Origin of the sequence: Campylobacter sp., from assembly GCF_030528245.1 — a bacterium.
Classification (GTDB): domain Bacteria; phylum Campylobacterota; class Campylobacteria; order Campylobacterales; family Campylobacteraceae; genus Campylobacter_D.
Window position 1 is genome coordinate 1 of the sequence record NZ_JAUMZG010000042.1, and the last position, 10,700, is coordinate 10,700.

Consider the following 10,700-nt stretch of genomic DNA (forward strand, 5'->3'; position numbering starts at 1 on the left):
AATATCATCTCCTGCCCCACTTGCGGACGCCTTCAAAGCGACTTGCTAGCCGCGATAAAAATCGTCGAGGAAAAAACCGCCCACATCACAACCCCCCTAAACATCAGCGTGATGGGCTGCGTGGTCAATGCTCTGGGTGAAGCAAAGGGCGCGGATGTCGCCATAGCCTTCGGCAAGGGTCAGGGGCTAGTGATAAGACGGGGCGAGGTCGTGGCAAAGCTCAAGGAGGACAAGCTTGTGGAGCGTTTTTTGGAGGAGGTCGAGGACGCAGCCTCTCGGGGGTGAATTTTTCCGACAAAATTACGATAGTACCACGATGAAATTGACTTCTAAGGAAACAAAAATGAGAAAATTGGCCCTTTTGGCTGCTATTTGTAATGCCTTTTTGGTAGGGAATTTGAAGGCTGGTGAAAATAGACTTTATAATTACCACACGAATCCCTATTCCGTGCATAGACCTTATAGGCCGGGATATTTCAACAACAACAATTATCATTATAATGCTGCACTTTGTGCAAATTGGTATGGATTTGGCACCATAGGTTATAAGCGTTGTTTGCAAACCTATAAACCTTAAGAAATTTGTTTGATTATGAAGTTACTTATTGGCTCTTTCAATCCCTATCATAAGACCATTGACGATAGACCCATGCATGGGACCATCCCCTACAGGGCGGATATTAACTCTACCACTTATGAGAGAAATGCCGAGGAGTTAGCCCTCATCCACGAAAAAATCGACAAAGTAAGCCCCCTCATCGATGAAGCGCAGGGCCTAAAAAACCAAAAGGCCCGTGAGCTAGAAAAGGACCTTTTGCGGGTGTATTTTGCTGATGGAGCCGATACCATCCGCTTTACTAAGCTCAGTACTAGGAGCATCATGCTGGTGCAAAGGCACTTTGGCGGGGTGGAGCAAAGGGGAGATAACTCCTATCTTTTCAACGGCGCGGCGGCGAATTTCGTGCGGGGCTGGTATGAGGAAGTGGCTAGAAATTTAAACTACAAAGGCGCCGATGCGAACAAAGACGGGCTTATTGATGATGCAGAAAGGTTGGAGCTGAAATCCTTCTTCACGCCGCAGTGGTTTGCCATGTGCTATGATAATCCTAAGCTTACCTTGGGTGGCATTAGGGCTTATGAGAAATTTGGCTCTTTGAGAGAGGAGCTGCGGGAAAAATTTAAGGACTTTTTCACCAGTGATACTTTGGCTTTGGCTTTGGATAAAATTTTGGGCATGGATGATGATTTTGACGGCAAGGTGCTTTATACGGATTTTGATAAATATCAGTTTCATGATTTCATCAAGGCTGATCTTAGCGCGATATTGGACAACGATCCCTTTGGCACAGCGAAATCTCCTGAGGAATTGCAAGAGCTTTTGGATAAATTTAAAAGAAAAATCCAAGAAGAATTTAGGCAAAGAGTCGAGGATAAATTCAAAAATGACGAAGAAAGCGATGAGAAGGCGAAAATTTACACCAAGCTTTTGACGCAGGGCTTTGAGAGCCTAAGCCCCGATGAAAAAGAACTGGCGCAAAAATTTTTCTCTAAGCTTTGCAAGGATGCGCAGGATGTAGAGCAGAAAATGGCCGACATGGCGCAGCTTTTTAGGGAGCTTTTTGAAAATGCGGCTTTCAGTTTGGGGGATAAATTTTTGGATTTGAGGGCTTAAATTCCAAGCCGCACATAGACTCTTTTAGGGGACTCATAGCCCTCGCAGGTTAAATTTTCATCATTGGGCTTGAGGAAATTTTCTAAAGAATACGAATCTATCCACGCCGTTTTTCTCTGCTCATTTTTGTCGGTTTTTTTGGTCGCTAAAAGCTCAAATTTTTTAAAGCCCGCCCTCTCGCACCAGTTTTTTAGAGCGGGGATGGATGGAATGAAGTGGATGTTGGGTATCTTGGAGTAGGTTTTTTTCGGCACGAGGGCAATCTCCCGCTCATCTTCAATATACATAGTGTCCAAAAAAACGCTCCCGCCCCTTCTCAGTCCTGCCTTTAAATTCTTTAGCGTTTTCACGGGATCGCTGCGGTGATAGATCACGCCCAAGCAAAAAATCACATCAAATTTAAGCGCGAAGCCCGGCAAATCCTCCACGCCTAAGGACTCGTACTCAATGCTCGTTTTAGCGAGGGCGTTGATGAGTTCAAACTGGAGGCGGTATTGGACATTGGGGTCAAAGCCTACGATTTTTGCGGGGTTGAATTCCAGCATTTTAAACATGTAATAGCCGTTGTTGCAGCCCACATCGGCGATGATTTTACCACCAAGCGCGTCCATAAAGGGCCTCAAAAGGTCAAATTTAATGAAGCTCTGCCACTCGCTATCAATAAAAAGCGCGTCGATCTTAAAAGGACCCTTGCGCCAGGGCTTGAGGGCTAGAGCTAGCTCTTCGATCAAATCTCCCATACTTCCATCGCTGCTAATTTCCACGCTTTGCGTGAGTTTGAGGCTGCATTGTAATTTTCGTAAAAGATTGATTTTTGAAAGAAGGGGGTGATCTTGAAACTGCACAAACTGCCTTGAATTTGAGCTAGAGTGAGGCTCTAGTGCCTCATTTATCCCTGAGCTTCAACTCAGCGATGATTTTAGTATAAGAAGCCTGATCTTTTCTTTTGAGATAGCTTAAAAGTCTCTTCCTGCGTCCTACGAGTTTCAAAAGTCCAAGCCTTGAAGAAAAGTCCTTTTTGTAGATTTTAAGATGCTCTGTGAGTTCTAAAATTCTAGCGCTCAACAGAGCGATTTGCACCTCCGCAGAGCCCGTATCTCCTGCCTTTTTGGCAAATTTTGCGACAATCTCTGCCTTTTTAGCCGAATCCAAAGCCATTTTGACCTCCTGATTGGTATGAAATTAAAAGCACGGATTTTATTAAAATGAAGCAAAAAATAAGCTGAAATTCAAAATTTTTAAAGCCTTTAAGCCGTTTTTTTAAGATTTTTCAATACAATTTTTTCATCATTTTAGGAGAGGAGTTTCTGTGCTTTTTACCCGGGCCAGTGAGTATGCTTTGCTTTCTTTGATCTATATTTCTCAAAAAAATGTCCCGCAGGATGTTGATACCATGGCTTTTGAGCTTGATATTTCTAAAAGTTTTTTGGCGAAAATTTTGCAAACTCTAGCTCGCGATGGTCTGCTTCACTCCTACAAGGGCGCAAAGGGCGGTTTTATGTTGGTTAAGGAGCCCAAAGATTACAGCGTCAGGGAGATTATCAATAGCGCTGAAAAAAAGGACATCAGCGTCTTTGAGTGCAGTGGGGGGGTTTGCCCCAGTCATCAGGAAAAAAACTGCTCCCTCATGCCCATGCTTGTGAATTTGCAAGATAAAATCGATGATTTTTTAGCATCCATCACTCTAGCGGACATCATCAAAAATAATGGCTAAAAAAAATAAGATCCTCGACCTCGTTTTTCCATTTTTAGGGCCACTCGTCGCCCCCATCATCAAAGTGAAAAGCCTCACGATAGTCTTTTTCATCGTCTGCATCCTAGCCATCATCATCGTGCCCCTGCCAAGCGCCATTTTGGACTTTTTTCTGGCCTTGAGCATTTCTTTGTCGGTTTTGATCATCCTCATCTCCATCTACATCCCACGCCCTACGGATCTTACGACCTTTCCTACGATTTTGCTCATCATCACGCTTTTTAGACTCTCCCTCAACATCGCCACCACGAGGATGATACTCAGCGAGGGGCAAAATGGCCCAGGCGCCGTGAGTGAAATCATCGCCGCCTTTGGCGAATTTGTCGTGGGGGGCAACATGGTCATCGGCATCGTGGTTTTTTGCATCTTGGTTCTTATAAATTTTATGGTTGTTACCAAAGGTAGCACGAGGGTTTCTGAGGTGCAGGCGCGCTTCACTCTCGATGCGATGCCGGGTAAGCAAATGGCCATCGATGCGGATTTAAACGCCGGACTCATCGATGAGGAGGCCGCCCGTGAGAGACGCCAAGAGGTCATCGCGGAGGCAAATTTTTACGGCGCGATGGACGGCTCTAGCAAATTCATCAAGGGCGATGCGGTTGCTGGCATCATCATCACCATCATCAATCTCATCGGCGGGATTTTGATCGGCGCCTTCCAGCACGACATGAGCCTTAGCGATGCAGCAAACACCTTCACCATCCTCACCATAGGCGATGGCTTGGTCTCGCAAATTCCTGGCCTCATCACCTCCACCGCCACAGCCATCATCATCACCAGGGCCAGCAAGGACGAGGAAAATTTCGCAGAGGGCACGCTCACGCAGCTTTTGAGCGAGTATCGCACCCTTTTAATCGTAGGCTTTGTTTTGTTCATGTTTGCCTTGGTTCCGGGGCTTCCTACCCTGTCCTTGGGCTTCATGGCCTTGGTTTTTTTGAGTCTTGGTTTTTTAACCAAGCAGGTCAGGGAGGGCAAGATCGACATCGTCAATGTCAAAAAGGCAAAGCCCCAACCCACGGATGAGGGAGGGGCCTTGTCGGGCGGGAGTCTTTCGAGTGCGCCTAAAAAAAGCGAGGAAGAGATCATCAAGGAAGAAGAGCTTAAGATCAATGACATTCTTAAGGTTGAAATTTTAGAGCTTGAGCTGGGTTATGGCCTGATAAAACTCGCCGAAACTGAGCTCACTGAGCGCATCCGCTCGATGCGCCGTGCCATCGCGCAGAGTCTTGGCTTTTTGATGCCCAAAATTCGCATCCGTGATAATCTCAAGCTAAGACCCAATGAATACAGCTTCAAGCTCAAGGGCGTGTCCCTAGCCAATGCCGAAATTTACCCCGACAAATACCTCGCCATGGATAGCGGCTTCATCACCGAGGAGGTCGAGGGCATCGCGACTAAGGAGCCAGCCTTCAACTCCGATGCCCTGTGGATCGATACGAATTTAAAGGACGAGGCCACGCTCAATGGCTACATCGTCATCGATCCTGCGAGCGTGATTTCAACGCACATGAGCGAGCTCATTAAAAAGCATGCCAGTGAGCTTTTGACGCGTCAGGAGGTGCAAAATATGCTCACCAAGCTTGAGGGCGAGTATCCCATCATCGTCGAGAGCGCGACCAAGGTGCTTTCTGTAGGACTCATCCAAAAGGTGCTCAAGGACCTGCTCAAGCATCAAATTCCCATCCGCGATATGCTTACCATCCTCGAATCGATGAGCGATATTGCTGAGGTGAGTCAGAGCTTTGATATGATCATCGAGCATGTGCGGGCGAGTTTGGCGCGGATGATCACCAATATGTATGTGGACGAGAAGGGGAATTTGGACATTTTCATTTTAGATTCTGCTAGCTCGGCGGTTTTGATGGAAAATGTGCAGTTTAAGGATGGTAGCTATCACTTGCCCCTAAGCGTGGCGCAAACGGGGGCGATGGTCGATACCCTGAGGGCTGAAGTGGCGAACGCATCGGGGGGACGCATCAAGCCTTTCATCCTCTGTGTCGAGCCTCAGCTTAGGAAATTCATCGCCGAGCTTTGTTATAATTTTAATATCAACATCGTGGTTTTGAGCTTTGCGGAGATCGCGGAGAATACAAATTTCAACACTGAGGGCATCATCAAAATAGAACTTTAAGGAAAAAAATGAGAATTTATCATCTTTCACACACGGATTTGGACGGCTATGCCTGCCAGTATGTGGTTAATTTTTACTTCAAAGATGTGAAATTTTACAACTCCAACTACGGCAAAGAAATCAGCGAAAATATCGCAACCATCCTCGGCGACATAGAAAAAGACGGCACGGAGAGGGCGGTGATTTTAATCACGGACTTGAATTTAACCCTAGCCCAATGCGAGGAATTTGAGCAGCTCATCGCGGGAAAAAAAATTCATCTCTTGCTTCTTGATCATCATCAAAGCGGACTTGAGTGCATGCAAAAATATGCGTGGTATTTTTTGGACGCTTCGCGCTGTGCGGCGCGCATCGTTTATGACTTTTTTTCTAAAATTTGCCGCGAGGATGCGGGGCTTGAGCGCTTCGTGCGGGTGGTGAATGCGGTGGATATTTGGCTCAAAAATGCTGCGGAATTTGAGCTGGGGAAGGTTTTTTTAAACCTCATCAGTGGCGCGAAGGAAATCAACCGCGTGATGTTTCGGGATGATAATGTTTTATATATGTTTTTTTTGCTAGATAGAGCGAGGAAATTCATCGAGCAAGAGGATGCGCACATCATGCTTGAAAATGCCGTGCATTTTATCAAAAAGGACTTTTTTGCAAGGGAGGGCGAGGATACTTTGGCGAATTTAATTTCGGCCTTTATCGTCAAAAAGCTTTCTTTGATGAAGGAGGAATTTAGCCTAGAATACGAAGGATACAGAGGGATTTTAACGACCAACATCGGCAACACCTCCATCATCGGCAATGATTTCTTGGTGCAGAATGAGGACTTTGACTTTTTCATCGATGTGAGCTCGCGAAAGACCTTGAGCTTTAGGGCTAATGGCAGGGTGGATGTGAGCGCGATGGCGAAAAATTTGGTCGGCGGCGGGGGGCACAAAAACGCTAGCGGAGGGCTTTTTGCTGCCTTTAAGGACGGGAGCAATTATCAATGCATCAAGGCGCAGATTGTGGATTTGATCACGAGCAAAAAACTGCAAAAGGAGGGCGAAAATGGCGGACTTTAAGCGGGAAAATTTTAAACAGGAAATTGAAAATTTACAATACGAGCTCAATATCGTCTTGGAGGCGATGCTTTTGTATGCGGGGGCGAAGAGGGAGAGCCTTGATGAGGTGGTGGAGCTTTACATTGATAATGCGGACTCCGTGCTTGAAAACTCATCCGCGCAGGGCGTCGATGAGGTGCTGGAGGTGGTGGATTACCTTAAAAACCATCACGGTGAGTATTTTGATGCGCCCCTTCGCTAGCCTTTTTCTTGCCTTTTTTTTGGGCGCTTGCGGCTATTTGCCCACTTCAAAACTTGCCGATGCGATTTTTGACGAGGGGGTTTATGTCAATGTGGAGCTCAACCCCGCCGACCCTCAAAACAGCATCTTTGTCGCCGACACGCTCAAGGAAATGATCATCTCAAAGCTCGGACGCAAGCTCGCTCTCAAGCACGAGGCGGACGATATCATCAATGTGCGCATGGCGAATTTAGAATTCATCCCCCTCGTCTATGATGAAAACGGCTATGTGGTCAGTTACAAAGCCAAGCTGAATCTAAGCTTTCATTTGGTTTTAAAGGACGGCAGCGAGGCGAATTTCAACACGAGCGGGAGTTATAATTTTGACATCTCGCCCAACAGCATCATCAGCGATGAGGCGCGCCAGAGAGCGATCAGATCGGCTTCTAGCGAGGCTTTTGATGAGTTTATTTCTGCGGTGGCGATTAGGGGTTATAAAAATGGCGCTAAACATCAATGAAATAGCCAAGCAAACCCTCATAGCCCTCAAAGAAAGGGGACTCAAACCCACGCCGGAAAATTACGCTGAAATTTTTGAAGAATTTGCCCAAAAAGGTGGCTTTTCGAGCGGGAGCAAGGAAAAGATACAAAAATACCAAGCCCTGCTTTTGCCGCATTTTCAAAGGGAAATGCAAGACAAGTCCGTTAGAACCTTGGAACAGTTTTTGACCTTTGTCATCGCTCTTCTAAATCGTCAAAGCGGGAAGCAGTTTGGGGAATTTTTCGAGCTTTTAAGCACGGTGATGAGGGTTTTGCAATCTAGCAAAGACAAGAAAATCAGAGATTTGGCCAGGGTCAGTGCGGCCAGAATTTCCAAAACGATGGATAGCGAGGCCATTTATTTGCTGGATAAAAAATTTAAAGAGCTGGAGGAAAGCTACGAATCGGCGACTTTTAACAAAAAACTCGCCGCTTTCGGGCTGAATAAATACGATGATTATGAAAGCATCATTAAGAGGCTTTTGGACGAGCTTGATGAGCGCTCTTATGGGCATTTTGCGGAGCTTTTGGAGTCTTGCTTGCAGCCCTCTTTGGCGGAGGATTTGAAAATCAAAGACTTTGCGGATCATATGCGGCACAATCCTGCCATGCTCACAAAGGCGCATTTTAAAAGCGAGCTGGAGGGCTTTGTCTCGCGCAGGGTGATGGTGGATAATGCTTATGTGGAGAAAAATCTTAATTTTTTTGATGAAAATCTTAAAAAAATCGACGCGCTTTATCTTCTTTTAAGCCAGCAAAATCACCAAAACATGGATCTCATCCATGCCCTAAAACCCGATGAAAAGGGAGAAGTGCGCTTGAATTTTGAGGATTTGAAGGCCAGATTTCGCGATTTGGGCGAAAAGCTTTCAAGCCTCCAAGCTCAAATTCAATTCGCGCAAAATTTGGAGGCGCGAGAGGACTATAGCGTCGTCAAAGAGCTTGAAAGACTGGATGAAAATTTCCACAAATACAAGGTCAACTACGCCATCGTCCTTTTTTCCATCACCAACTATCGCTTCATCATGGAAAAATATGGTCTGGGCAATCTCAATGAAATTTTCGTGCGCTTTAAAAAAATTCTCAAAGAAAATTGCGGGGAGCTTGATGAGCTTTGGATGCTGGATGAAAAAAGCTACCTCATCATCGCACCGGGCAGGGACAGGGAGCAAATGGCGGCTTTGGTTGAGAGGGGGGTGGGTAGCATTGAAAATTTCCGCTTCATCTACAAGCAGGATGTGATCACGCCTAAAATCAGCGTTTCTTACCTCGACAAGCAAAGCCTGCCAGATGGGAGCATTTTGGAGAATTTACTGCGAGAAATGGAGAGCACGGATGCGTGAATTTCTAGCGCGAAAAAGCGCGTTTTATAGAGAAATTGATGCCTTTTTGTGCCTTAGAATTTTTGAAAAATACAAGGCGCATTTTGCCAAAAAGCCCATCATTCACATCGTAGGCACGAACGGCAAAGGCTCGACGGGGCGCTTTTTGGCCCAGCTTTTGGAGGGCTTAAATTTCAAAGTGGGGCATTATAGCAGTCCGCATATTTTTGATTTCAGTGAGAGGTTTTATCACGCAGGAAGGGCGGCTTCGTGGGAGGAGCTTGAGGGGGCACATCGCGATTTGGCCGCGCTTTTGGGGGAGGATTTGGAGTCTTTAAGCTATTTTGAATACGCGACTTTTTTGGCTGCGATTTTGTTTGAAGGGTGCGATTTTATCATCTTTGAAGCGGGGCTTGGCGGGGAGTATGATGCCACTTCGGTTTTTGAAAAATCCTTAAGCATTTTCACAAAAATAGGTCGGGATCATACGCAAATTTTGGGTGAGAATTTGCAGCAAATCGCAAGAACCAAGCTCAAGGTCATGGCAAAAATGACCCTCATCAGCGGCGAGCAGGAGGGGGAAGTTTTGGCTTTGGCGGAGAAAATTGCCCTTTTGAAGGGGACTAATTTGGTGGTTTTAGGAGCACTTGAGGAGGATTTGGAGCGGGAGGTGGAAAAATACAGCCGCGCCTTTGGCTTACCGCTTTTTTTGCAGCATAATCTTAAGCTAGCCTTAAAATCCTGTGAACTTTTAGGCCTGAAGAAGGAGAGCTTGGGGGCCTTGAAGAATTTGAAAGCTTTAAATTTAATGGGCAGGTGCCAAAAAATAAGCGAAAAACTCTTCATAGATGTGGGACATAATGAAATGGCCGCGCGAGCCTTGGCGCAGCATTTTGCGGGGCAAAAATTCAGACTCGTTTATAATGCCTACGCGGATAAGGATATCTTTGCCATTTTAAAAAGTTTAAAGCCTATCGTTGCTAAACTTGCGCTTTTTGTTTATGAGGATGAGGACAGGGACTTGGCAAATGAGGCTGTTTTTGGCGTTTGCAGGGCGCTTGGGATGAAATGCGGACCCTTTGAGGGTGGCTTAGAAAAGGATGAAAAAATTTTAGTTTTTGGCTCTTTTTCCTTGGTGGAGCGTTTTTTAAAGGAAATTTTAAGTGTTGAAAAATAAATTTACAATCACAATCACAGACATCAACGGCTCAAAACATTTTTACCTCAATCAGATCATCAAAAAAATCGCCCTATACATCATCGCCTTTGTCGTGTTTTTTTTAGTGGCTAGCGGCTTTTATATCAAGTATTTGGGCAATAAATTAAGCGATATCAATCAAAAAAAAGAAGAGCTCATTGAAAAAAGCAAGGAGCTTGAAATTTCAAACGCACTGATGCAAAAAAGCCTCGACGAAAAGGCTCAGGAATATGCCGCGATCGAGGATAAAATTGCCGCTTTTGAAGAGGCTCTTGGGCTTGATAATGAAAACAATCTCACCCTCAGCGCGCGGCTTGAAAATCTCAACCTCACCAACGACCAGCAGCAGGGCATCCTGAATCAAATCCCCAATGGTTGGCCCATTGAAAATAAGGGCATCACGGGTAATTTTGGCTGGAGGAATCACCCCGTCCTCAAGCGCAAAGAATTCCACCCGGGCATTGATTTGCGAGCCAATATCGGCACTCCCGTTTATGCTCCAGCGAGCGGGGTGGTGGAATTTGCAGGCTATAGCGATAATGGCTATGGCTACAATGTGATTTTGCTGCATAATTTTGGCTTCAAAACCGTATTTGCTCATATGAATCGCAAGGATGTGGTCCGGGCGGGGGACTTTGTCAAGAAGGGGGATTTGATAGGATATAGCGGTAATACTGGGCTTTCTACGGGGCCTCATTTGCACTATGAGGTGCGCTTCATCAACAAAACTTTAGAGCCTTTGTATTTTCTTAATTTGAAAAGAAAAAATATGAATGAATTTTTTAATCAAGAAAGGAGAGTTCCATGGCAAT

At 45.6% G+C, this 10,700-nt stretch carries 13 protein-coding genes; 11 read left to right on the forward strand and 2 right to left on the reverse strand.

Features of this window, described 5'->3' with window-relative positions; translation table 11 throughout:
* The 3 genes from Q4A73_RS06675 to Q4A73_RS06685 all read left to right on the forward strand — a co-directional run.
* On the forward strand, positions 1-285 hold a 285-nt coding region (locus Q4A73_RS06675), incomplete at its 5' end, for a flavodoxin-dependent (E)-4-hydroxy-3-methylbut-2-enyl-diphosphate synthase (RefSeq protein WP_303206677.1).
* Positions 286-343: 58 nt separating this feature from the next.
* Entirely contained in the window at positions 344-577 is a 234-nt protein-coding gene (locus Q4A73_RS06680) for a hypothetical protein (protein WP_303206678.1), read from the forward strand.
* Between the two features lie 15 nt (positions 578-592).
* On the forward strand, positions 593-1,672 hold the full coding sequence (locus tag Q4A73_RS06685; RefSeq protein WP_303206679.1) for a hypothetical protein: 1,080 nt from the start codon (positions 593-595) through the stop codon (positions 1,670-1,672).
* On the opposite strand, the gene cmoB is transcribed toward Q4A73_RS06685, so the two are convergent.
* Together cmoB and rpsO are read right to left on the reverse strand one after the other, a co-directional pair.
* A complete protein-coding gene (cmoB, locus tag Q4A73_RS06690; RefSeq protein WP_303206680.1) occupies positions 1,669-2,517 on the reverse strand; it encodes a tRNA 5-methoxyuridine(34)/uridine 5-oxyacetic acid(34) synthase CmoB in 849 nt (282 codons plus the stop codon). The two genes, Q4A73_RS06685 and cmoB, sit on opposite strands and share 4 nt — an antisense overlap.
* A 40-nt stretch (positions 2,518-2,557) precedes the next feature.
* Positions 2,558-2,830 carry a 30S ribosomal protein S15 gene (gene rpsO / locus Q4A73_RS06695; RefSeq protein WP_303206681.1) on the reverse strand — a complete coding sequence of 91 codons (273 nt, stop codon included), beginning with the start codon at positions 2,828-2,830 and terminating at the stop codon, positions 2,558-2,560.
* Positions 2,831-2,981: 151 nt separating this feature from the next.
* On the opposite strand from rpsO, the gene Q4A73_RS06700 reads away from it, so the two are divergent.
* The 8 genes from Q4A73_RS06700 to Q4A73_RS06735 all read left to right on the forward strand — a co-directional run.
* Positions 2,982-3,386: an RrF2 family transcriptional regulator gene (locus Q4A73_RS06700; protein WP_303206682.1), complete on the forward strand. Its 405-nt coding sequence runs from the start codon at positions 2,982-2,984 to the stop codon at positions 3,384-3,386.
* Complete coding sequence (gene flhA / locus Q4A73_RS06705; protein WP_303206683.1) at positions 3,379-5,556, forward strand: flagellar biosynthesis protein FlhA; 2,178 nt, start codon at positions 3,379-3,381, stop codon at positions 5,554-5,556. Before Q4A73_RS06700 ends, flhA begins: the two co-directional genes overlap by 8 nt.
* A gap of 8 nt (positions 5,557-5,564) precedes the next feature.
* Positions 5,565-6,608 carry a 3'-to-5' oligoribonuclease B gene (locus tag Q4A73_RS06710; RefSeq protein WP_303206684.1) on the forward strand — a complete coding sequence of 348 codons (1,044 nt, stop codon included), beginning with the start codon at positions 5,565-5,567 and terminating at the stop codon, positions 6,606-6,608.
* Positions 6,595-6,849 carry a hypothetical protein gene (locus tag Q4A73_RS06715; protein ID WP_303206685.1) on the forward strand — a complete coding sequence of 85 codons (255 nt, stop codon included), beginning with the start codon at positions 6,595-6,597 and terminating at the stop codon, positions 6,847-6,849. Before Q4A73_RS06710 ends, Q4A73_RS06715 begins: the two co-directional genes overlap by 14 nt.
* Positions 6,833-7,348, forward strand: a complete 516-nt coding sequence (gene lptE / locus Q4A73_RS06720) for an LPS assembly lipoprotein LptE (RefSeq protein WP_303206689.1) — start codon at positions 6,833-6,835, stop codon at positions 7,346-7,348. Before Q4A73_RS06715 ends, lptE begins: the two co-directional genes overlap by 17 nt.
* On the forward strand, positions 7,329-8,711 hold the full coding sequence (locus tag Q4A73_RS06725) for a hypothetical protein (protein ID WP_303206686.1): 1,383 nt from the start codon (positions 7,329-7,331) through the stop codon (positions 8,709-8,711). Before lptE ends, Q4A73_RS06725 begins: the two co-directional genes overlap by 20 nt.
* Complete coding sequence (locus Q4A73_RS06730) at positions 8,704-9,867, forward strand: Mur ligase family protein (protein WP_303206687.1); 1,164 nt, start codon at positions 8,704-8,706, stop codon at positions 9,865-9,867. Before Q4A73_RS06725 ends, Q4A73_RS06730 begins: the two co-directional genes overlap by 8 nt.
* Positions 9,854-10,700, forward strand: an 847-nt coding sequence (locus Q4A73_RS06735) for a peptidoglycan DD-metalloendopeptidase family protein (RefSeq protein WP_303206688.1), incomplete at its 3' end; no start/stop codon positions are given. The genes Q4A73_RS06730 and Q4A73_RS06735, both read left to right, overlap by 14 nt.